This window comes from Leisingera methylohalidivorans DSM 14336, from assembly GCF_000511355.1.
GTDB classification, from domain to species: Bacteria; Pseudomonadota; Alphaproteobacteria; order Rhodobacterales; family Rhodobacteraceae; genus Leisingera; species Leisingera methylohalidivorans.
This window is the reverse complement of the sequence record NC_023146.1, coordinates 151,685-174,706: the sequence shown is the minus strand read 5'-3', so window position 1 is coordinate 174,706 and position 23,022 is coordinate 151,685. Positions and strand designations below refer to the sequence as shown.

17 protein-coding genes and 2 pseudogenes are annotated in these 23,022 nt (G+C 63.7%); 12 read left to right on the top strand and 7 right to left on the bottom strand.

Annotation, left to right across the window (positions count from 1 at the left end):
• Positions 1-30: 30 nt before the first annotated feature.
• The gene (locus METH_RS20985) at positions 31-1,722 is read right to left on the bottom strand and encodes a thiamine pyrophosphate-binding protein (RefSeq protein ID WP_044008797.1); all 1,692 of its coding nucleotides are present in this window, start codon (positions 1,720-1,722) and stop codon (positions 31-33) included.
• A gap of 170 nt (positions 1,723-1,892) precedes the next feature.
• Positions 1,893-2,816, bottom strand: coding sequence for a LysR family transcriptional regulator (locus tag METH_RS20980; RefSeq protein WP_024092793.1), 924 nt, complete (start codon positions 2,814-2,816; stop codon positions 1,893-1,895).
• 152 nt (positions 2,817-2,968) lie between these two features.
• Between METH_RS20980 and METH_RS20975 the strand changes: the two genes are divergently transcribed.
• The 6 genes from METH_RS20975 to METH_RS20950 all read left to right on the top strand — a co-directional run bounded on the left by METH_RS20975 (position 2,969) and on the right by METH_RS20950 (position 12,489).
• Positions 2,969-3,979: a TAXI family TRAP transporter solute-binding subunit gene (locus METH_RS20975; protein WP_024092792.1), complete on the top strand. Its 1,011-nt coding sequence runs from the start codon at positions 2,969-2,971 to the stop codon at positions 3,977-3,979.
• Positions 3,980-4,119: 140 nt separating this feature from the next.
• Positions 4,120-6,345 carry a TRAP transporter permease gene (locus METH_RS20970; protein WP_024092791.1) on the top strand — a complete coding sequence of 742 codons (2,226 nt, stop codon included), beginning with the start codon at positions 4,120-4,122 and terminating at the stop codon, positions 6,343-6,345.
• Positions 6,342-7,607 (top strand): NAD(P)/FAD-dependent oxidoreductase, encoded by a 1,266-nt coding sequence (locus tag METH_RS20965; RefSeq protein ID WP_024092790.1) that lies wholly within the window; start codon positions 6,342-6,344, stop codon positions 7,605-7,607. The genes METH_RS20970 and METH_RS20965 overlap by 4 nt, the downstream gene beginning before the upstream one ends.
• Complete coding sequence (locus METH_RS20960) at positions 7,604-8,332, top strand: aspartate/glutamate racemase family protein (protein WP_024092789.1); 729 nt, start codon at positions 7,604-7,606, stop codon at positions 8,330-8,332. The genes METH_RS20965 and METH_RS20960 overlap by 4 nt, the downstream gene beginning before the upstream one ends.
• A gap of 246 nt (positions 8,333-8,578) precedes the next feature.
• Positions 8,579-9,832, top strand: coding sequence for an aminotransferase class V-fold PLP-dependent enzyme (locus tag METH_RS20955; protein WP_024092788.1), 1,254 nt, complete (start codon positions 8,579-8,581; stop codon positions 9,830-9,832).
• Positions 9,833-10,071: 239 nt separating this feature from the next.
• Entirely contained in the window at positions 10,072-12,489 is a 2,418-nt protein-coding gene (locus METH_RS20950; protein WP_024092787.1) for a GcvT family protein, read from the top strand.
• A gap of 162 nt (positions 12,490-12,651) precedes the next feature.
• Here METH_RS20950 and METH_RS20945 read toward each other — a convergent pair whose 3' ends face one another.
• The 3 genes from METH_RS20945 to METH_RS20935 form a co-directional block, all read right to left on the bottom strand.
• A complete protein-coding gene (locus tag METH_RS20945) occupies positions 12,652-13,038 on the bottom strand; it encodes a type II toxin-antitoxin system death-on-curing family toxin (protein WP_024092786.1) in 387 nt (128 codons plus the stop codon).
• Positions 13,035-13,259, bottom strand: coding sequence for an AbrB/MazE/SpoVT family DNA-binding domain-containing protein (locus METH_RS20940; RefSeq protein ID WP_024092785.1), 225 nt, complete (start codon positions 13,257-13,259; stop codon positions 13,035-13,037). Before METH_RS20940 ends, METH_RS20945 begins: the two co-directional genes overlap by 4 nt.
• Positions 13,260-13,339: 80 nt before the next feature.
• Positions 13,340-14,227, bottom strand: coding sequence for a LysR substrate-binding domain-containing protein (locus METH_RS20935; RefSeq protein WP_044008813.1), 888 nt, complete (start codon positions 14,225-14,227; stop codon positions 13,340-13,342).
• 209 nt (positions 14,228-14,436) lie between these two features.
• On the opposite strand from METH_RS20935, the gene METH_RS20930 reads away from it, so the two are divergent.
• A complete protein-coding gene (locus METH_RS20930; RefSeq protein WP_024092783.1) occupies positions 14,437-15,789 on the top strand; it encodes an MmgE/PrpD family protein in 1,353 nt (450 codons plus the stop codon).
• Between the two features lie 130 nt (positions 15,790-15,919).
• A pseudogene (locus METH_RS20925) lies at positions 15,920-16,297 on the top strand (trimethylamine methyltransferase family protein); the annotation flags it as partial.
• Between the two features lie 145 nt (positions 16,298-16,442).
• Here the strand turns inward: METH_RS20925 and METH_RS20920 are convergent.
• Positions 16,443-17,330, bottom strand: a complete 888-nt coding sequence (locus METH_RS20920) for a LysR family transcriptional regulator (protein WP_024092781.1) — start codon at positions 17,328-17,330, stop codon at positions 16,443-16,445.
• 144 nt (positions 17,331-17,474) lie between these two features.
• Between METH_RS20920 and METH_RS20915 the strand changes: the two genes are divergently transcribed.
• From METH_RS20915 to METH_RS24180, 3 genes are all read left to right on the top strand, one after another.
• Positions 17,475-18,095 carry a glutathione S-transferase family protein gene (locus METH_RS20915; RefSeq protein WP_024092780.1) on the top strand — a complete coding sequence of 207 codons (621 nt, stop codon included), beginning with the start codon at positions 17,475-17,477 and terminating at the stop codon, positions 18,093-18,095.
• A gap of 60 nt (positions 18,096-18,155) precedes the next feature.
• On the top strand, positions 18,156-20,207 hold the full coding sequence (locus tag METH_RS20910) for an FAD-binding oxidoreductase (protein ID WP_024092779.1): 2,052 nt from the start codon (positions 18,156-18,158) through the stop codon (positions 20,205-20,207).
• A 104-nt stretch (positions 20,208-20,311) separates the two neighbouring features.
• Positions 20,312-20,482, top strand: a complete 171-nt coding sequence (locus METH_RS24180; RefSeq protein WP_024092778.1) for a hypothetical protein — start codon at positions 20,312-20,314, stop codon at positions 20,480-20,482.
• A gap of 303 nt (positions 20,483-20,785) precedes the next feature.
• On the opposite strand, the pseudogene METH_RS20905 reads toward METH_RS24180, so the two are convergent.
• Positions 20,786-21,175 (bottom strand): annotated as a pseudogene (locus tag METH_RS20905) (arginase family protein); the annotation flags it as partial.
• 305 nt (positions 21,176-21,480) lie between these two features.
• On the opposite strand from METH_RS20905, the gene METH_RS20900 reads away from it, so the two are divergent.
• On the top strand, positions 21,481-22,989 hold the full coding sequence (locus tag METH_RS20900) for an FMN-binding glutamate synthase family protein (RefSeq protein ID WP_024092776.1): 1,509 nt from the start codon (positions 21,481-21,483) through the stop codon (positions 22,987-22,989).
• Positions 22,990-23,022: the final 33 nt, after the last annotated feature.

Genomic DNA, 23,022 nt, shown 5'->3' with positions numbered 1-23,022 from the left:
ACGGAAGAGACCTTGTCAGACCAGCAGACCTCACCCCATCCAGCGGCGGACCGGGGCCGCGGAGTCTTCCAGCGCCTGGCAGACCACATCGATCAGGGTCGGGCCGTCATGGGCAAACGCCTCCGTGAGTGCCGGGTCCAGATCCTCGGACCGCTCAACCCGCCATGTCTTGACTCCAAATGCTTCGGCCACGGCGGCGTGGTTGGTGCGGTTGAAGTCGACATTGTAATAGCGCTTATCGCAATCTTCGCGCTGGCTGGCCTTGATCCAGCCGAAGTTGGCATTGGAGAACACTACATAGGTGATCGGGGCCGCGCAGCGCACCACAGTTTCCAGCTCGCCGCAGGTGAAGTTGAAGGAGCCGTCGCCCATCATCCCCACGACCTTGGCACCGGGCCGCCCGAACCAGGCGCCAAGCGAGGCCGACAAGGAATAGCCCAAAGCGCCGTGCGCCCGGTTGGTGATGTATTGGCGGCCCGGATGTTTCTGCTGCGAGTACGCATTGTAGTAGGGGCAGCTGGTGCCGGGGTCGGAAACCACGATGGCGTCATCGGGCAGGTTCCGGTTCAGCGCGTGGATGATCTGCTCGGGCAGGACCTGTTCGGTCTTGCTATTCGCCAGTTTTTCGAACTTGGCGAACTTGCGCTGCTTGATATCCGCGATTTTTGCAGCACCGCCAAAGGACGGCAGATTGCCCTTGCGGGCATCAAGACAGGCATTCACCGCTTGCAGCGCCAGTTTCAGATCAGCCACCACGCCCACTTCGGTCGGATAGTTAGCGCCGATGGTCATCGGGTCGTTGTCGAAATGCACGATGCGCTGGCCGGGCTTCGGCGCCTCCCAGCGCGAGGTGGTGGTGGACCCCGCCCGGCAGCCCATGAAGACCACCAGATCGGCGCCCTCCATCATCTCCCAGGTCTCGTCGGTGCCGCCGTTGGAGCCGACAACGCCCAGCGACTGCGGATGGGTATCGGCAAGTGACCCCTTGCCGGAGATCGAGGTGCCCACAGCGATGTCGAGACGGCTGGCTATCTTGCCCAGCTCCTCCATCGCGCGCGCGATCACCACGCCGCCGCCGCAGACAATCAGCGGTGATTTGGCCGTGAGGATGGCCTCCACCGCAGCCTCTGCGGCGCCCGGTTCAGGTGCTGCGCGGTAGGCAGGGTAGCTGTGATGTTTTGGATCGCCCCAGATATCATCGGCGGGAACGTCGTCATACTGGATGTCATAGGGCAGCCCCAGATGCGCCGAGCCGGACCGCCCGGTGGTCATCGCGCGGAACGCCTGGCGCACCATGCGCGGGATGTGGTCGGCGCGCTTGATCACCGTGTTGAACTTGGTCAGCGGCCGCATCAGCGCGTCCTGATCCACTTCTGTCAGCGGGAATTTCCCGTAGGACCCCACCGAAATGTCAGTGGTGATCGCCAGCACCGCATAAGAGCTTTCGTTGGCCTCGATCAGCCCGGGCAGGATGTAGGTGGCGCCGCCGCCGGACGGACCCTCGCACACACCCACCCGGCCGGTTACCCGGGAAAACCCGTCGGCCATATAGGCCGCGCTGCGTTCATCGCGAGTGAGAACGTGGGTGATGCCGTGCTCCAGCCGGTTCATCGCATCATAGAATGGCAGAGTGGTATCGCCGCAGAGGCCGAAGATATGGGTGACGCCATGCGCCTCCAAAGAGCGTACCATCGCCTCGGCGCCGTTCATCGTGTTCTTCATGGGTGCCCCCTGCAAGCCGTCGTGAAAACTGTCCGGAGCTGATATCCGGGTCTGTGCTCTAAGCTGTATACAATTTTGCAGACAGATGTGAAGACTAAATTTTCAAGCGCCGCCAGCCATTTGTTCATCAGACCTCGTTCAGTCGGGTTTCCGGGTTAACCCAGATCCGGTTACCTGGCGGTTTCTGCCAGAAGATCAGTGACATACCGCCGCCACCCCTCGGCAAAGCTGGCCGCAAGCTGCGACAATGGGCGGCCGCTGGGGGTCAGGATCGAATAGCCGAAGGGGATCTGAGGGTCGAACGGCAGAAACCGAATCCGTGGTGCGCCCGCGTTGCTGCGGCGGTAACTTTCGGCACTCAGCACATCAACCACGGCACAGGCCTGTCCCGCTGCGATAAAGTGGAACAGCGGCAGGAAATACTGCGCGTCATAGCGCAGGTTGAATTCGGCGCCCGCCGCCAGAAACGCCTGCGACGTGGCCTGATAGGTGTTGTGATCCGGCTGCAGCGCCCCCATCGGCAACCCGTTCAAATCGGCAGCGGTGATCACCGCTCGTTCTGCCAGCGGATGGCCGGCCGGCACTGCGCAGAGGCAATTGCTGGGCAGCTCCTCTGCCGTATACAGCTTACGGTCGCCGCGGAACCGGGACATGTCGCAGAAACCGATGTCGAAACTGCCGGCCGCCACCAGGCTGCGCACCTGCGGCGAGGAGCGCGTCGCCAGTGTTACCCGCACCTCCGGCTTGCCGCCGACAAAGCGGCTGATGAACTCCGGCAGCAGATAGGTCGACGGCCCCGGCATCGCCACGATACGGATCGAGCCCTGCACCCGGTCGCGCATGTTGGCCAGGTTCTGCTGCGCGGTCTCCATCCGCGACAGGATCTCTGTCGCCTCCTCCATCAGATACTGCGCTTCGGGCACCGGCACCAGGCGGCGGCCCTCGCGCAGGAACAGGGTGAGGCCCAGTTCCTCCTCCAGCGTCTTGATCGCAGCGCTGATGGCAGGCTGGGTGCGGTGCAGGTTGCGCGCCGCCTGGCTGACGGAGCCGGTCTTCATGACCTCATGAAAAACCGCAAGCTGGTGAGAATTCATTTTCGGGCTCCCGGCGCAAAGATATATAAATTCAGTCTATACATACCGTATATTTTTAAATTTGCTCTTATGTTTTTCCTTCCCCATGATGCAAGCATCAGAGGAGAGAGCTGCGGGGAAACGCCGCAGCCGGCAAACCAAGGGAAGAGACAATGGGAATTTTCAAGAAACTGACCGGGGCCGCATTGGCCTGCACCATGCTGACTGGCGCCGCGGTGGCGCAGGACATGACCTTTTTCCGCATTGGCACTGGCGGCGCGGGCGGCACGTACTTCCCGATCGGCGGCATCATCGCCAACGCGATTTCCAACCCGCCCGGCTCGCGCGCCTGTGACGAGGGCGGCAACTGCGGCGTGCCCGGCCTGGTGGCGATGGCGCAGTCAACCAATGCCTCGGCCCATAATGTGAACGCAATTCAAACAGGCCAGATGGAAGCGGGCCTCTCCGGTGCTGCAACCCTGCATTTCGCCTATCACGGTACGGGCAAATTCGAAGGCAACGCCAAGCCCGATCTGCGGGTCATTGCCAACCTGTTCCCGGAAGACCTGCATCTGGTGCTGCCCGACGGCCACAAGCTGGACGGTCTCGCCGACCTGAAGGGCAAGCGCGTGGGCATTGCCCAGGCCGGTTCCGGCACCCAGATCGCGGTGGAGCTGATCCTGGACGACCACGGTGTCAACCGCGACAACATCGACGAGGCCGAACTGAACAACGCCCAATCCGCCGAACGTATCGCCGACGGTCAGCTGGACGCCTATTTCTATGCTGGCGGCACCCCGATTGCGGCGATGATCCAGCTGGACAACACCAAGGGGATGGAGCTGCACAACTGGTCGGCGGAAGAGATCAAACAAGCCAACACCACTGTGCCCTACTACATCCCGTCGACCATTCCGGCAGGCACCTATCCGGGTGTGGACTATGACGTGAACACCGTGGCGGTTTCCGGCATGCTGGTCACCAATGCCAATATGGATGAAGAGCTGATCTATGGCATCACCAAGGCGATGTGGTCCGACACGGCCCGTAAGCTGCTGGACAACGGCCACCCCAAAGGCAAGGCGATCACCCTGGAAACCGCGCTGGAAGGCGTGGAGGGCATCGGTGTGCCGCTGCACCCGGGGGCGGAGCGGTTTTACCGCGAAGTTGGCATGCTGAAGTAACGCCTCCCCCCCCTGAACTGCGGCAGCAAGGTCCGCCATGCTGCCGCCCTTTGATTCCCGGCTCCCCTGCCCGCCTGCAACCTGAAAAGGCGCGGATGCATGCGGCACGCGCCGTTGACACTACTAGACTGGAAACCCCGATGTCACTGGACACTCACCTTGACACTAAAGCGCTGGAAGAGCTGGAGAAACAGTATGACTCCGCTCTGAACACGCGCAGCAACGGACCCAGGCTGACGGGGTTCATCTATTGGGCCAGCATTGCCTTTGCGCTGTATCACCTGTGGACGGCCGGGTTCGGCACTCCGGTGGACCATGTGCATATGGGCATTCACCTAGCAGGGCTGTTTCTGTTCATCTTTGTCGGCTTCCCGCTGATCAGGTCCGCCCGCAGCCTGGAATGGCGCGGCCCCAACCCGCTGCGCCCCGGCAACGTGCCGCTGTATGACTGGGCACTGACCGGCTTCAGCATGGCTGCCGCACTGTTCCTGTGGGTCAGCTGGCGCGGTTTTGACATGTTCGGGTTCGACATTGCCGAACAGGCGCTGCGGCAGGGCAACCCGTCCAGCCTGGATGTGTTCTTTGGTTCGGTGCTGATCCTGACGGTGCTGGAGATCGCGCGGCGCACCATCGGCTTTGTGCTGCCGCTGATCATCCTGGTGTTCATGGTCTATGCGCTGTTCGGCCCCTATATGCCGGCGCAGATCCTCAAGCATCCGGGCGTCAACTGGCAGCAGTTCGTCAACAACATGTACTTCCCCTCCGAAGGCATATTCGGCGTGACGCTGTGGGTGGTGTCCACCGTGGTGTTCCACTTTGTGCTGTTCGGCGTGGTGGCGCAGCGGATGGGGCTGGGGCAGTTCTTTGTCGACAATGCGATGATCATGGCAGGCCGCTACACCGGCGGCCCGGCCAAAGTGTCGGTTGTCTCCTCGGCTTTCTTCGGCACGATCTCGGGGTCTTCGATTGCCAACACCGTTTCCACCGGCTCGCTCACCATCCCCAACATGAAGAAAATGGGCTATCCCGGCCATTTCGCAGGCGGGGTCGAGGCCGCGGCCTCGGCAGGCGGGCAGATCACCCCGCCGATCATGGGGGCGGCGTCTTTCCTGATGGCCGAGTATCTGGAGGTGCCTTACACAACCATCGTGATTGCAGCGATTGTGCCGGCGATGATGCATTACATCGGGGTGATCTCGATCGTGCATTTCACTGCCAAGAAGCTGGGCCTGACCGCCTATCCCAAGGAACAGCTGCCGAAGTTCCTGGCCGTGTGGAAAGACGGCTGGTACACTATTGTGCCGCTGATAGCACTGCTGTTGGTGCTGTTCTCGGGATATTCGCCCAACATGGCGGCCTTTATCGGCCTCAGTCTGTGTGTCGTGGTCGGGTTCTGCGCCTTTGACAAACCGGCAACCTTGCTGGTGCCGCTGGCCTTGCTCGGGTTCATATTCTGGAAGGCTTCGCCTTATTCCGGCGAGGGCTACACACCGGTGATGGCCGGGATGCTGGCGGCGCTGACGTTCATCGGCTGCCTGCACCGCAACGAACGGCAGAGCTTCCGCGACCTGTTCGACAGCTTCCATGTCGGCGTGCAATACGCGCTGGCGGTCGGCGCGGCCTCGGCTGCTGTGGGCATCGTGGTGGGTGTGATCAACACCACCGGCGTCGGCTTCCGCCTCGGCTTCATGGTCACCGGTGGAGCCGAGGATATGGCAACGGCGATTGCGCCGCTGCTGGATTGGACCAGCATCGGGGCGTTCAGCCAGCCGTCGATCCAGCAGTTCCTGTCGCTGGTGCTGATCGCAATGGCCTGTATCCTGATGGGGGCCGGCCTGCCGACCACTGCGCTGTACATCATGCTGGTCGCGGTTGCGACGCCGGCCCTCAGCCAGCTGGGCGTGCCGCCGCTGGCGACCCATATGTTCGTGCTCTACTACGGTGTGATTTCCGAGATCACCCCGCCGGTCTGCGCCTCGGCCTATGCGGCGGCGGGGATTGCCGGCTCCAACCCGTTCCGCACCGGCCTCAATGCCTTCACTCTGGGGCTGGGCAAGCTGATGGTTCCGATGGTGTTTGTCTATGCGCCCACCATGCTGATCGTGCTGCCGGAGCATTTCACCCTGCTGAGCTTCACCCAGGTCACAGTGACCTGCGCGGCTGGCGTTTTTGCCATCGCCACCGCCGTGTCGGCTTACTTCCTGGCCCCGCTTAGCGGCATCTGGCGGCTGCTGATGGCCATCGGCGGCCTGTTGCTGGTGGCGCCCTCTGGCGGTTCCGACCTCACGGCCCTGGTGGTGATGGCGCCAGTGCTGGTGCAGCAGCTGGGCCAGCAGCGCAAACTGCAGACTGAGACGGCGCGATGAGCACTTCAGCCACCCCCGATGTGACGGTCCTGGGGGCGGGGATCGTCGGCATCTGCTCGGCCCTGTCCCTGGCCGGGCGGGGCCTGCGGGTCCGGCTGATCGACCGGGACGCACCCGGTCAGGCGACCTCTTACGGCAATGCCGGGATCATCTCCCCCTGGTCGGTGGTGCCGCAATCGATGCCGGGGCTGTGGAAGAAAGTTCCGGGCTGGCTGCTGGACCCGCTGGGGCCGGTCACGGTGAAGCCCGGCTACCTGCCCAAGATGGCGCCCTGGGGACTGCGGTTCCTGTCGGAGGGGCGCGCGGGCCGGATCCAGCGGATCTCGGAGGCGATGGGGTTCCTGTGCGGGGATTGCGTGGACAGCTACCGTCTGCATCTGGCGGGCACCGGCCATGAGGATCTGGTGCAGGACAGCTATTACATCCACGCCTCCCGCAATCCGGAAGAGGCTGATCTGAACAGCACCGGCAACCGGCTGCGGGCGGCACAGGGGGCGGAGATGGAACGCATCGGCGCCGCCGAGCTACGCGCACTGGAACCGGCGCTGACGCCTGAGTTCCAGGCCGCGGTGCTGATCAAAGGCCAGGCACGGGCGACGTCACCGGGGCGGATCGGCACTGTTCTGGCGGAAAAGTTCCAGTCCATCGGCGGCGAAATCCTGACCCGGACCGTGCGGGGCATCCTGCCGTCCGAGACCGGCGGCTGGACTTACACCACCGGCGCGGGCCAGGAATGGACGCCCAAGCTGGTGCTGGCGATGGGGGTCTGGTCCGGTGAGCTGCTGAAACCGCTTGGCATCAGCATCCCGATGGAATCCGAGCGCGGCTACCATGTGTCGTTCCGGAACCCGGGGGTCGCGCTCAATCATTCGGTCATGGATATGGATATGAAATTCGTGGCCTCCTCGATGTTGGAAGGTCTTCGGGTCGCCGGTACTGCGGAATTTGCAGGCCTCGATCAGCCCGTGAACCAGAAACGGCTGGACGGGCTGGTGCAGCTGGCCCGCGCGCTGCTGCCTGATCTGCAGGCGGGCGATCTGGACACCTGGTCCGGCCAGCGCCCCAGCCTGCCCGACAGCCTGCCCTGCATCGGCGAGGTGGAGGGCTTCCCCGATCTGATCGCCGCCTTCGGCCACAGCCACTATGGCCTGATGATGGCGCCGAAAACCGGGCGGCTGGTGGCGGATATCGTGAGCCGCACCGCAATCAACGCAGACCTCTCGCCGTTCCGCACGCGGCGGTATGAAAGGATCAGGACATGACCATTCACCCCGGCGGGCAGAATATCTGCGGCGTCTCCATCGGCGTTCTGGCGCTGGAAAGCTATTTCCCCAAACCCCCCGGCCATATCAAGAACCCCTCCAGCCTCGGCTTCACCACGCTTTATGAGATGCTGGACGGGATCACCGTTCCGAAACTTCTGGCCAACCCGACGGGTGAGATGAAGGACCGGCTGATCGGCGCCGCCAAACGGCTGGAAGACAAAGGCGTGCGGGCGATCACCGGCTCCTGCGGGTTTCTGGCGATTTTCCAGCGGGAGATCGCGGCGGCGGTGAACGTGCCGGTGTTTGTCTCCTCGCTGATCCAGGTGCCGCTGGCGCATCAGATGACCGGGCGCCCGGTTGGTGTGATCACCGCCTCCGCCGCCAGCCTGACCCGGGCGCACCTGCAAGGCGCGGGTGCAGAACACACGCCGATAGTGGTGCAGGGGCTGGATGAGGCTGAGGAGTTTACCACCGTGATCCTGCGCAATGAACGCACCGCGATGGATCTGGCCAAGGTCGAAGCGGAGCTTCTGGCCGCAGCCAGGGGTATGATCACGCGCAACCCGGAGATCGGCCCGATCGTGCTGGAATGCACCGATCTGCCGCCTTATGCCCATGCCCTGCAGGCCGAGCTGAAACGGCCGGTGTTCGACATCATCACGCTGTCGGAGATGGTGCACCGGGCGGCCCTGCGCGCGCCGTTTCCAGGGTTCATCACCTAAATTTGAGCTAGGATTGTTTCCACCAACCAAGGGCAGCGTCCGACCCAGGGCTCCGGCGAAGCGCCTTCCATTGGGGAGGGTCGGGCGCTGCCCGGCGGTGGCGCCGGGCGGTTCCTTCCTCTATCGCAGGCTCAAGCGGCAGCCACAGAATTTTCCGCTTCTCAGCCTGTGAATTTATTGCATGCTCCCGCCTCGCAACAGCCCTACTGTAGCGGCAAATTGAACTCTTGCCCGGTTGGACATGCTATGACCCAGATCACCGACACCCTGTTGGACAAAATCCGCGCCCGCTTTACCCAAGTTGACACCTGCCCGCAGCAGGGCAGCCGCATCTTCTTTGAAAACGCCGGCGGCGCGCTGACGCTGAACTCGGTGGTGGAAACCTCCGCCCGCTATGCCGCGATCGCCGACAACCAGGGCCGCGACAACCCCGGCAGCCACGAGCTGGTGCGGGTCATCGCCAAGGCCAAGGACGATATGCGCGTTTTCATGAACGCGGCGGGCGGCCAGTTCTTTGCCGGCGAAAGCGGCACCGAGCTGTTGTTCCGCCTGATCATGAACGCCTGTCTCGGCTCGCCTGAGGGCGGCACCGTTCTGGGTTCGACGCTGGAGCATCCGGCCACCCGCTCCGCCTGTGCCCGCTGGGCCGGGGTGGCGCGGCAGAACCATGTGCTGATCCCGCATGACAACGCCACCGGCACCATCACTGCAGAGGCCTACGCCCAGGCGGTCACCCCGGAAACGGTTGTCGCCACCATCGTCCATACCTCCCCCGTGACGGGGATGGGCGTCGACCTTGCCGCCTGCGCCGCCGCCATCCGCGAGGTGGCGCCGGACTGTCTGATCATCGTCGACGGCATCCAGCATGCCGCCCATGGCCGCATTGACCTGACGGCCTACGGCGCCGACGGCTATGTGATCTCGCCCTACAAGATGTTTTCGCGCCACGGCTACGGGCTGGCCTGGATCTCCGATCGGCTGACCAAGCTGCCGCACAATTCGCTGATCGACGGACCGGAGGACAACTGGGAAATGGGCACCCGCGACACCGGCAGCTATGCAACTCTCTCCGATGTGGCCGATTACCTGGAATGGCTCGGCGGCGAAGTCAGCGGTGCCACGGACCGGCGCGAAAAATTCGTGGCCGCGGGCGAAGCAATCCATGCCCATGAAAAGGCACTGACCGATGCAATGATCCATGGCACCGGCAACCTGCCCGGCCTGGCGGAGATAGAGGGCGTCACCATTCTGGGCGGCGCAGATAACCCGGCGCGCGAAGGGCTGGTATCGCTTGCTGTGGATACTGTGCCATCGGTGGAGGTGGTGAAGCGCCTGAACGAGCAGGGCATCCGCACCCATTTGCGCAAGGCGGATCACTACTCGGGCAATATCCTGACACCGCTTGGCATGGAGGCTTGCGTCCGCGTCTCCATGTGCCACTACAACAGCATCGGTGAAGTGGCGAAGTTCCTCGCCGTGATGAAAGAGATTGCAGGTTAGCGTCTCCCAATTTTGCTGAGGGCAGCGCATTCCCAGGGGAGGGCCAGACGCAGCCCGGCCTCTCTTTCAGCAGGAAGTGCCCCGCGCTCCGATGACCCATCGAATCCGGGGCCATTGGGTTTGAATTCTTCACGGGTCATCCCATCCGCTCGCAGCTAGGGTCGCCACGACAGAATTGGCGGCTCTCCCCAGCCTGCGGGGCGAGCCGTGCCAGAGGCGCAGGCAAGGGAAACAGACGCATGAAAACCCATGCACAGGCAGTTGTCATCGGCGGGGGCCTGGTCGGCTGCTCGATCCTCTACCATCTGGCCAAACTCGGCTGGACCGATGTTGTCCTGCTGGAGCGCGACGAGCTGACCGCCGGCTCCACCTGGCACGCCGCGGCCAACATCCACGGGCTGCACGACAACAACAACGTGACCCGCGTCCAGCACTATACCATGAACCTGTATAAGGAGCTGGAAAAGGAAACCGGCCAGGGCTGCGGCGTGTTCCAGCCGGGTTCGCTGTATCTTGCCAAGACCGAACAGCGCGAGCATCAGCTGCGCCTGCAGGAGGCCAAGGCAAAATACTACGGCCTGAACTTCCATGAGGTCAGCCGTGAACAGGCCAAGGAGCTGCACCCGCTGGCCCAGTTCGACGACATCCGCTGCATCATGTTCGAACCCGATGGCGGCAATGTGGACCCCTCGGGCGTCACCATGGCCTATGCGGCCGGCGCCCGCGCCATGGGGGCGCAAATCGAACGGTTCTGCCCGGTGATCGGCACCGAGCAGCAGCCTGACGGCAGCTGGATCGTGAAAACCGAAACGGGCGACATCCACACCCAGTGGGTGGTGAACGCAGGCGGCCTCTGGGGCCGCGAGGTGGCGGCGATGGCGGGGCTCACCCTGCCGCTGCAGCCAACCGAGCACCAGTATTTCGTCACCGAATCCATCAGCGAGGTTGCCAATCTGGGCCGCCGCCTGCCCTCGATCGCCGACCGCGACGGCGAATACTATTTCCGCCAGGAAGGCAACGGCTTCCTGATCGGCGCCTATGAAAAAGACATGCGCTTCTGGGCCGAAAACGGCACCCCGCTGGACTTTGCCCATGAGCTGTTCCCGGACGATCTGGACCGGATCATGGAAAACGTGATCCGCGCCACCGAGCGGGTGCCCTGCGCCGAAACCGCGGGTGTCAAACGCGTCATCAACGGCCCGATGATCTGGTCGCCCGACTCCAACGCCATCTGGGGTCCGGTGCCGGAGCTGAAGAATTACTTCTGCTGCACCGGCATCATCCCCGGATTCTCGCAGTCCGGCGGCCTTGGCCTGCTGGCAGCCCAGTGGATGATCGAGGGCGAGCCGCAATACGACATGTTCGCCTGGGATCTGGCGCGCTTTGGCGACTGGGCAGACAAGGCGTTCACCAAATCCCGCGTCGCGGACCAGTACGCGCACCGTTTCGCCATCCATTTCCCGAACGAGGAACGCAGCGCCGGCCGCCCGGCCCGTGTGCGCCCGGTGTATGAGCTGCAAAAGGAACTGGGCTGCGTATTCGGTCTGAACTGCGGCTGGGAGCATCCCTTGTGGTTCTCCGGCACCCCCGGCACCCAGGACACCAACAGCTTCAACCGCCAGAACTGGTGGGAGCCGGTGGGCCGCGAAGTCAGCATGCTGCGCGAAAACGTCGGCGTGATCGACATCTCGAACTTCGCCAACTACGTTATCAAAGGCCCCGGCGCGTTTGACTGGCTGGACAAGCTGGTCGCCAACAAGGTGCCCACTGAGGTTGGCCGTTCCTGCCTGACCCCGCTGATCTCGGTCCGTGGCGGCGTGGCCGGCGACTTCACCATCACCAAGGTGGCGGATGACGAGTACATGATGGTCGGCTCCGGCATGGCGGAACGCTATCACCAGCGCTTCTTCAACATGGTGGAGCTGCCGGAGGGCACTACATTCGAGGTCGCCACCAACCGCATCGCGGGCTTCAACGTCGCCGGTCCAAAATCGCGCGGCATGCTGCAGCGGCTGACCAATGCCGATCTGTCGAACGAATCCTTCCGCTTCATGCGCTCGCGCACCATCGACGTGGCGGAGGTGGAATGCCTGGCGATCCGCGTGTCCTTCACCGGCGATCTGGGCTGGGAGCTTCACTGTGCCGAAGAGGACCAGGTCAAGCTCTACGCGGCCCTTCTGGAAGCCGCAAAAGAGTTCGGCGGCGGTCCGGTCGGCGGCCGTGCGCTTGGCTCCTTGCGGATCGAAAAGGGCTATGGCTCCTGGGGCCGCGAATACAGCCAGGAATACTGGCCGCAGGAGGTTGGCCTGGCCGGGCTCATCAAGCTGGACAAGGACTTCCTCAACAAGGACGCCTATCTGAAAGTAAAGGACAACGCCCCGCGCGAGATGCTGTCGGCCTTTGAGATCGACGCGGTGAATGATGCCGATGCCTCCGGCGGCGAGCCGATCTTCACCCCGGACGGCCAGCCGGCAGGCCGGGTCACCTCGGGCGCTTATGGCTATTCGGTCGGCAAGTCGCTGGCGCTGGGATATGCCAACCCGGCGGTTGCCAAGCCGGGCGATGAGGTCGAGGTCTTCATTCTCGGCAAACCGCACAAGGCACGGATCCTGGAAGCGGCCCCCTTCGACCCCAAGGGCACACGCCTGCGGGCCTGAAACCACACGGGTCAGGTAAACCAAAACACCAAGGGCAGCGCCCGGTCCTGGGTGGGTGCGAAAGCGCCCTCCCACGTTTGCCAGAGGCAAACCTGCGGTTTGACGGGAGGATCGGGCGCTGCCCGGCCTTGGTCCGGGCGGTGCTTTCCTGTCAGTGCAGAGTTATACCGGCTGCATCCCAGCCGTCAGCCAAGCTGCAAATGCCACTTCATCCACATCTCCGGTGGCGAGGTCTTCCATCATCCGGACACCCTCCACCGGATCGGGGCGGAACTGAAAGCCGTTCAAGCGCAAGAAGGTGACGGCAGTCACAAAAGCCGTGCGCTTGTTGCCATCCACGAACGCATGCGCCTTGGCGATCCCGAACGCATAGGCCGCAGCGACCTCGGCAACGCCGGCGTCCGAATAGGCCGCAAGGTTCATCGCCCGGGCGCAGCCCATCTCCAAAAGCGCCTTGTCCCGCATCCCCGCCGCGCCCCCATGGCGGGCAATCTGCCGGTCATGAAAGACAATCACGGCTGCCAGCGGCACCCATTTATATGTGCTCACGCCAAGGCCTGAAGCAGGTCGCGGTTCTCATCCATCACAATCTCAGCCGCGGCCAGCGCCTCGGCCACCGAGGGATCATGCGCCATGACCCTGAGGCTGCCGTCATCGCCGCGCACCACAAACAGCGTGTCGCCTTCCTTGGCGTCCAGCATGGTGAGCATCTCTGTCGTCAGGGTGATGACAGCAGAGTTCCCGACTTTTCTGATCTTGGTTTCAATCATCGATGCGCCTTCCGTATATATGCATGTATATACGCGCAGACGGACAGGAAATCAATGCGAACTGCCGTTTCCGCCTGCCCTCACAGCTCCATCTCCGCCGCCGCCTTCAGCAGCCAGGTCTTGAAATGCTTAACCGAAGGCGTCGCCGCCTTGTCCTTGAAGGTGGCGAAATAGGTCCAGGGGCAATCTAGATCAAAGTCGAACGGCTCCATCAGCCGCCCGGCCTCCACATGCGAACGCACCAGCGATTTCGGCAGCACCACACAGCCAAGCGCATTGACCGCAAATTCCAGCCCCATGTTGGACGAATTGGTCTGCAAGCCGCCCTTCAGCTCGATCCCGGACAGCCCGTAATGCTTGGCGATCTTTTCCCAATAGACCGGGCGGCCCAGGATGTGGATCAGCTTGGCCTCCGCCAGCTGTTCCGGTCTGCTCAGCGGCTCACCGGCTACCCGGAACTCCGGCGAGCAGACAAGCGCCAGCTTTTCATCCCACAGCTTGACCGCCGGCCCCATCACATCGTCGACATGGTTGATGGTGATCGCAATGTCCGAAACGTTGGTCTCAACATCGACCCAGATGGTGCTGTGAATGGTCAGATCGATATCGGGGTGCGCCTTGGTGAAATCCTCGATCACGTCGATCAGCCATTTCTCCGCCAGGCTGACCGGGCAGGAAATCACCACTTCCCGTTTGTGGCTTTGCGAGATCAAGAGCTGGGTGGCGCTGTCGATCTCCTGCAGCGCGTGACGCACCGAGGGCAGATAGGCCTCGCCCACATCTGTCAGCGACAAGGACCGTGGATGGCGCACAAACAGCGGCCGGCCGATGAATTCTTCCAAGCTGCGCACATGGTTGGAGACCGCCGACTGGGTGCAGTTCAACTCATCCGCCGCCGAGGTGAAGCTGAGGTAGCGCGCCGCGGCCTCGAACGAGCGCAGGAATGTCAGATGAGGCAGGTTTTTCATGGAACGGTCCGCTGGCGGTTTCGGGGCCATGATCCCATGCTTTGGAATGGGCTGCAATTCCCAGAAGTTAGCGGCCCGGAGAGGTCAGAAAGCGACGCCAAGCGCAGCATTCACGAAATATTCCGCTCCTCAGACCCCCTTTAATTTGTGTGTCACCTGCCGCCATCGAGCCTAGCCTGTTGCGGAAACCGCCCTGCGAGAGAACCGCCATGACCGCCACATTCGACCGCGCCGCCGATTTCACCTTCGGCCTTACCCCCGGCGACCTGCCGGAAACCACCCGCCAGGCCGCGGCGCTGATGTTTCTCGACACCCTGGGGATCACCATCGGCGCCACCCCGATGGAGGCCGGCCGTATCGCCCGCGAAACCGCGGTGGCGCTCTATGGCTGCGGTGAGGACAGCTACGCTGCGCGGATGCTGTTCGATGGCCGCAAGGTCAGCGTGGCCGGTGCCGCCTATGCCGCCGCCACCGCCACCGACAATCTCGACGGCCACGACGGTTACTACCCGACCAAGGGCCATATCGGCGTGGTGGTGATCCCGGCAATTGCCGCACTGGCGGAAACCGTGCCGGATTTTTCGGGACCTGAAGCGCTGGCCATCACCACGCTGGGCTATGAGCTGGCGGGCCGCGCCGCCCTGTCGCTGCACGCCACTGTCAGCGATTACCACACCTCGGGCGCATGGAACGCGCTGGGGGTGGCGGCGATGGCGGCCCGGATGCGCGGCCTCAGCCGGACGCAATTGCGCGAGGCGCTGGGGATTGCCGAGTTCCACGGCCCGCGCAGCCAGATGATGCGCGAGATTGCCAAACCCTCGATGCTGCATGACGGCTCCGGCTGGGGTGCGATGGTTGGGATGTCGGCGGCGGTCTTGGCAGAGAAAGGTTTCACCGGCGCCCCGGCGATCACCCTTGAGGAAGACCGGGTGGCGGAACACTGGGAGGACCTCGGCAGCTTCTGGCAGATGGAGCATCAGTATGTGAAACCCTACCCGATCTGCCGCTGGGCCCATGCGCCGATCGACGCGCTGCGGCAGGTGATGCTGCAGCACGATCTGAGCCACGAACAGCTTGCCAGGATCCGCATCAATACCTTCCACGAAAGCGCCTGCCTCTACCCCGGCATGCCTTCGACCACCAGCCAGGCTCAGTATTCACTGGGCTTTGCGGTGGCGGTGCAGGCCGCCTATGGCCGCATCGGGGTCGGGCATATCTCGGGCGCAGGTCTGGCCGACCCGCTGGTGGCCTCGATCCACGAGCGGATCTCCGTGTCCGAAGCCGCGCGCCATTCGGTGCGCTTCCCCGCCTGCCGGGTGGCTGATGTGGTGGTGACGCTGACCGACGGCCGGGTGATCGAATCCGGCGATGTGCATGCGCGCGGCGGCCCCGAGGCGCCATTCTCTCAGGAAAGCGTGGTTGGCAAATTCATGGAGTTCGCGGCGCCTTCGCTGGGGGATGCGCGGGCCGGCGAAATCCGTGATGCAGTGCTGGGGTTCACCAGCGGAGACAGCAGTTTCTCCGATCTCGGCCGTCTGATCTACGACGCGCCGGAACATTAAGCCTGCAAGCCAACCTGAAAGGCGAACGATATGGCACGCGACAGACGCGGCGGCGGACGCCGCGGGAAATCCAGCCGATCCGGCGGCAGCATCGAACAGCTGCCGTGGCAACAGGTGAAGAACACCTATCCGCCATCTGGACACCTATCTGGCCAATCTGACCTATTCGGACCTGGCCTTCCACTGTTCTGCCATCGGCCGCGGCCGGGCGCTGGACGGGATTGGCATGATGGCGATTTCCCGCGGCCAGGCGCCGGACCAGATCAAGGAGGATCCGGGCATCATCACCATCAACTCGGTGAACTCGCCGCGGCTGTTTGACGATGCGATGGGCAATGGGCTGATTGCCATGGCGGAAGACGGGCAGCCGGTGACGGTGACGCCGTTCACCCTGATGGGGGCGATGACCCCGGTGGACCTGCAGGCGGCCTATGAAACCATGATGGCCACCTGGGGGGCCGTTCTGGGCGGCGCCAATACCGTCTATCACGCGGCCGGCTGGCTGGAGGCGGCCAAGCGGAAGGAAGAAATCGGCTCCGGCGACCCCTGAGAGGGCAGGTACGAGGGGCCGGCCCCTCGCCCTCCCCGGAGTATTTTCACCCAGAAAGAAGCACCCCTTTCCAAACCGGCGCGGGCGGTGCAGAGCGGACCAATCAACGCGGTCCGAAATACTCTGCCAGATGGTCGATCAAAGCGCGGATCCGCGCTGTCAGATGGCGGCTGGACGGATAAACCGCGTAGAGCGTGATCGGATCGGTTTCCTGTTTTTCGAACAGCACTTGCAGCCTGCTGTCCTGCAGAAACGGCAGTGCAGTATAGTGCGGGCAGCGGGCAATCCCGAGGCCGCTGGCGGCCATATGAGCCACAGCGCGCGGTGAATTGGCACGAAAGGTGCCGCCGACATTGATGGTCCGCTGCCGGTCCTTGCGTCCGAAGGTCCAGGCATCCGGCTGCAGCGAGGTCATCTGCAGCAGGCAGTTGCGGGTAGCCAGCGCCTCGGGTTCGGCGGGGGTTCCCTGCGCCGCCAGATAGGCCGGCGACGCCACCACCACCAGCCGCATGGCACAAAGCTTGCGCGCGACCAGCGTCGAATCCTTGAGGGCCCCAAAACGGACCGCCAGATCCACGCCTTCCTCCAAGATAGGCAGGTGGCGGTCGGACAGCAGCAGTTCAACCGCCACCTTAGGATGCATCTGCTGGAACGGCTGCAAGGCTTCGACCAGCTCCCGGCTGCCAAAGCCGGTAGGTGCAGTGATCCGGACCGGGCCGCCCAGTTCCTGCTGCCGCAGCTGCACCACGTCCTCCAGCTCGTCGAACTGATCCAGCAGCGGCAGGCAGCGCTCCAGATAGGCGCGGCCCGTGTCGGTAAGGGTTACCTTGCGGGTGGTGCGGTTCAACAGCTGCGCACCCAGCTGTTCCTCCAGCCGGGCCACATATTTGCTGGCCAGTTTGGTGCTGATCCCCAGCTGCAAGGCGCCGCTGGTAAAGGAGCTTTGCGCCGCAACAGCCGCAAAGGCGCGCATGCAGTCCAATTTGTCCATCGCGCCCCTCCCGGTGCCTTATGTTATGAACACAGCATACATAATCATTCGCCGAAGTGGAGTATTATCGCCCCCGTGTTCGGCCACTATCTTGCCGGTGTCATCAATAACGCACGGCACATGCCGTACAGAAGGATCCCAGACATGCCGCATTCCATCCGCATTCACAGCTTCCCCCTCTCCGGCCACGCCCACCGGGTGGAGCTGTTCGCCAGTCTCGCCGGCATCGCCCATGAGGTGATCAACGTCGACCTTGCCAGCGGTGAACACAAACTGCCCGCGTTTCTGGCGCTGAACCCCGCAGGCCAGGTTCCGGTGATCGAGGACGGCGCAACCGTCTTGTCCGATTCCAACGCCATCCTGGTCTATCTCGCCCGCAAATACGCGCCGTCCTGGCTGCCATCCGATCCGGTTCTGGAGGCGGAAGTGCAGAAATTCCTGACCCTGGCGGCGGGCGAAATTGCCTTCGGCCCGGCTGCAGCACGGCTGATCACCGTCTTCAACGCGCCGCTGGACGCGGAGTTCTGCGCCACCGTCGCCGCCCGTGTGCTGGGTAAGATCGATGCCCATATGGAGGGCCGCGGCTTCCTGGCCGGCGACACCCCCACAATCGCCGACGTGGCGGTCTACTCCTATCTGGCCCACGCGCCCGAGGGCGGAATCCCGCTGGAACCCTACCCGAATGTGCGCGCCCTCCTGGCCCGCATCGAAGGTCTGGAAGGCTTCAAGCCGATGCCCGCCACCAAGGTTGGCCTGGCGGCCTGATCCCTTGCGCGGCGGCGGCTCTGGCCGCCGCCTGTTTCCTTGAGACAACAGGAGGTGTCCATGACTCCCTTTGACGCAGACAGCCCCTCGCCTTTTCATGAAGGCGAGCAGGAAATGCAGCGCCGCGCAGGCAAGCGTGATGCAATGGAAGCCTTCGCCCGCCGGGTGATCCGCCCCTTCATGCCGGACCAGCACCGCGCGTTCTATGCGCAGCTGCCGTTTCTGGCGGCAGGCGCGGTGGACCATCAGGGCTGGCCCTGGGCGACCCTGCTGAGCGGTCCGCCCGGGTTTGCTGCCACGCCGGATGCGCAGCATATGCATGTATCACTAAGCGGCGGCACGGAGGATCCCGTCCATGCTGCCATCCGCAAAGGCGTTCCATTTGGGATTTTGGGGATCGAACTGCACAGCCGCCGCCGCAACCGGGTCAACGGGCGCGTCATTGCCGCCGCGCGCAACGGGTTTACTCTGCGCGTCGATCAGTCCTTTGGCAATTGCCCGCAATATATCCAGCTGCGCGAATTGAAACCTGCAGAACCGCGAATAGCTGCCAAGCCGCAGCGCTTTGCCAGGTTTGACAGCGCCCACACCGCTCTGATTTCCGATGCCGACATGTTCTTTGTTGCCAGCCACGTGCCTGCGGCGGCGCACCCGGAACGCGAAGGCGTCGATGTCTCGCACCGGGGCGGGCGGCCCGGCTTTGTCCGCGTCGACGGCAACACCCTCGTCATCCCCGACTTCCCCGGCAACAACCATTTTAACACCCTGGGAAATTTCCTGCTGAACCCGCGCGCGGGCCTGGCGTTTGCGGACTTCACAACAGGCAGCCTGCTGCTGCTGACCGGCACGGTTGAGCTGCTGGGCGAAGACCACCCTGAGATCACCGCCTTTCAGGGCGCTGAGCGCGGCTGGCGGTTCACCCTGCACCAAGGCATCTGGCTGGAGGGTGTTCTGCCCTTCCGCGCCGAGCGCGGTGATTTTTCACCCAACGCGATGATGACGGATACTTGGCCCGAGTCTGAGGCCCGCAAAACCCTGGAAACACAACGCAGCGCCTGGCGCCGCTTTCAAGTTGCGCGGGCCGAACAGGAAAGCACCGCGATCCGCTCCTTTTATCTGCAGCCTGAGGACGGCGGTCCGCTGCTGCCGTTTGAGGCCGGCCAGTTCCTGACCCTCCGCGCCGCGCCGCCCGGCGCAGAAAGGCCGCTGGTGCGGACTTACACGGTCTCCTCAGCCCCTGGCGAAGGCCACTACCGCATCTCGGTCAAACGCGAGGAGAACGGCACCCTGTCCCGCCTGCTTCATGACACCCTGCAGCCCGGCACGGTGATTGAGGCCAAGGCCCCGCGCGGCGCCTTCTTTCTGGACCCGTCGCAGATGCGTCCGGCAGTGCTGATCGCCGGCGGCGTGGGGATCACGCCAATGATTGCCATGGCCCGCCACGCCTTGCGCGAAGGGCTGCGCACCCGCCATCAGCGCCCGCTTATCCTTTTGCACGCGGTGCGCAGCGTCCAGGACCGCGCCTTTGCCAGTGAACTGCGCAGGCTTGAGCAGGCCGCCGGCGGCATGTTCCGGTATGTTTCGCTGATCAGCAAACCTGCCGCGGATGAGGTGGCAGGCAGGGATTTCGATCTGACAGGCCGCGTCAATGCCGGAATCCTGCAGCGGCTGCTGCCGCAGCAAGGGGCTGATGTCTACCTCTGCGGTCCCGGCGGGTTCATGCAGGCCGCCTATGACAGCCTCCTCAGCCTTGGTGTCCAGGACGCAGACATCCACGCCGAGGCCTTCGGGCCATCCGCATTGGCGCGCACCGCAGATACCCCGCGCCTAAAGGATACCGTGCCAGAAGCCGCAACCGCCATCGTCCGCTTCACCAGATCCGGATTTGAACAGCCGTGGACCCCCGCAGATGGAACCCTGCTTGAGCTGGCCGAAACCCATGGGCTGACGCCGGAATTCAGCTGCCGCGCTGGTAACTGCGGCAGCTGCAGCACCCGGATCGGCGCAGGCAAACTGTCCTACCGCCGCGCGCCATCGGCTGCGCCTGCGAAGGGGGAAACTCTGATCTGCTGCGCCGTCCCTGCGTCAGACACAATCGAGCTGGATTTGTGACCCTGACCCGCTGCTGCCGCCTCTGCCCTCTATCATCCGGCACTTCGTGATGACCGGCCCGTACGGGCAGCAGCCCGTTGCAGACGGCGCCTGCCTGCTCAGATATGACCCGCTCATTCTGCCGCTGGGGCGCCAGCTATGGCCTGAAAGTGCCGCTCTATTCCGCGCCCTCCGCGAATACGGCTTCATCGCGCTCCTCAGCTTGCGGCTGGATCGATGCCGCGGATGCGCTGCGCCCGAAGGCGGTCACCGCCATGTTCATCCGGCACGGGTAATCACCCTATGAGGCCGGCACCCGCGCGCGGATCCTGTATTTCATGCAATGCGGCTGTCACACGCTGGAGGTCCGCGAGCCGATGCAGGAACGCAGCGCCTGGCCGGAGGAATTTACCTCGGCTCCCCGGGGCAGAGCCTGATCCAGCGGCAGTGACGGCGGCCCGGGCGTTCGCAGAAGGGTTACTGAAGCGCTGAGAGCGCAGCCCTTGCTGCAAAGGAAGGAGCGAGGGGCCGGCCCCTCGCGCTCCCCGGAGTATTTCGGACCAGAAAGAGACAGTCGGCGCGGCCGCAACCAGATCGATGCCCGCCACCTCGCCGCGCGTGGCGAGCCCCTGCAGGTCCTTCTTCACGCCGTGTTCAATGTTGGCGTGGCTTTCCTCGGTCTTGGTGTGGATGATATCGGCGCCGCCCAGATCGACGATGCGCACGTTATCGCCCCGGTAGGTCGCGTCATCCTCGTGGTCAGAGGCACCGGCACGGCCGGAGCTGAACAGCGTCGAAGCTTCGCGCACCGCTTGCGGGCCAAAGCGGGCGCTGAAGCGGAATTGGCATCCGAAATCAAACGGCGCGCCGGGGATCGCAACATCGGCGCTGATGTTATCCCGATCCTCGACATAGGGTTTTTTGCCAAAGGTGGCGATGCCGGAAAAGGCCAGGTTCAGGCGGCCGGCTTCGTAACCGTGTCCAGACATAGGCGTCTCTAAATAGGCTTCTCCATAACGCGTCTGGCGGCTGCCGCCTGCCGGCCCGCCGCATCCGCAGGCTGGACAAGGTTCCACCCGTTGCCGCAGTATCCGGGTATTGGCCCGCCGTGCGGAACCATTGCGCACGGCCGCACGTTCTCATTGGGGACAGCATCTTGCCCGCCCCTGCGGCTCCAAAGGAAGTGACCACACCGTGAATGCAATGCCCGGTACAAAGGCGCATTCTCTATAGGCAAAAACCAGGCCCGCGGATCCAACCGCGCCGCCAAGCCCCCAAAGGAGCGACGGAAAACATGTCCCAGATATCCAGCACCGTCTTGGCGCTGCTAGAATTCCTGTCATATGCGTTCATCTTTGTCCTTGGCGCCGGCGTTTTGTGGCTGGTGGTGATCTACATCCGCGACAAGACCCAGACCGACAGCACCCTGCGCCGCAATTACCCGGTGGTGGCCCGCTTCCGCTATTTCTTTGAACATATGGGCGAATTCTTCCGGCAGTATTTCTTTGCCCTGGACCGCGAAGAAATGCCGTTCAACCGGGCCGAACGCTCCTGGGTCTACCGGGCCGCCAAAAATGTGGACTCCACCATTGCCTTCGGCTCCACCCGGGATCTGCGCCCGGCCGGAACGGTCTATTTCGCCAATTGCCCCTTCCCGGCGCTGGCGCAGGACACCACGCCCCCCGTTGCCGTGACCATCGGTCCTTACGCGCGCCACCCCTACACTACGGATTCGATCTTCAACATCTCCGGCATGAGCTTTGGCGCCATCTCCGTGCCTGCTGTCCGCGCGCTGTCGCATGGCGCCAGAAAGGCCGGCATCTGGCTCAACACCGGCGAGGGCGGGCTGTCGCCCTATCATCTGGAGGGCGGTGCCGACATCGTGTTCCAGATCGGCACCGGCAAGTTCGGCGTGCGCAAACCCGAGGGCGGCTTTGACGAGGACAAGCTGCGCGCGGTTGCGGCGCATGACACTGTCCGCATGTTCGAGCTGAAGCTCAGCCAGGGAGCCAAGCCTGGCAAGGGCGGCATTCTGCCCGGCGCCAAAGTAACCCCGGAAATCGCCGCCATCCGCGGCTTGATCCCCGGCGAAGACGCCATCAGCCCCAACCGCCATCCGGAGGTCAGTACGGTGAGCGACCTCCTGGACATGATCGCCTATATCCGCGAGGTAACCGGCAAGCCAGTGGGCTTCAAGGCGGTGCTGGGCGCCTATGGCTTTATCGAGGGCCTGTGCCAGGAAGTGCTGTCGCGCGGACCGGAAAGCGCCCCGGATTTCATCACCATCGACAGCGCCGACGGCGGCACCGGCGCCGCCCCGATGAGCCTGATAGACAATATGGGGATGCCGCTGCGCGAAAGCCTGCCGCTGACGGTGGATATCCTGACCCGCTATGGGCTGCGCGACCGGATCAAGGTCTGCGCCAGCGGCAAGCTGATCAACCCCTCCGAGGCCGCCTGGGCGTTCTGCGCCGGCGCCGATTTTGTCAACTCCGCCCGCGGCTTCATGTTTGCGCTCGGCTGCATCCAGGCGCTGCAGTGCAACAGGAACACCTGTCCCACCGGCATCACCACCCATGACCCCAAGCTGCAATTCGGACTGGACCCCGCCAGCAAATCCGAACGCGTCGCCTACTACGCGAAAAACATGAAAAAGGAGGTCGGCATCATCGCCCACAGCTGCGGTGTCGCGGAACCGCGGCTGCTGCAGCGTTACCACGCGCGCATCGTGCTGGATAACGGCCGCTCCGTCTCGATGGATGAACTGTTTCCGGTGCCGGCACAGCAGCACGCCACGCAATAAGCCGCCCTCCCCTGCACTCTCAATCAACAGGAG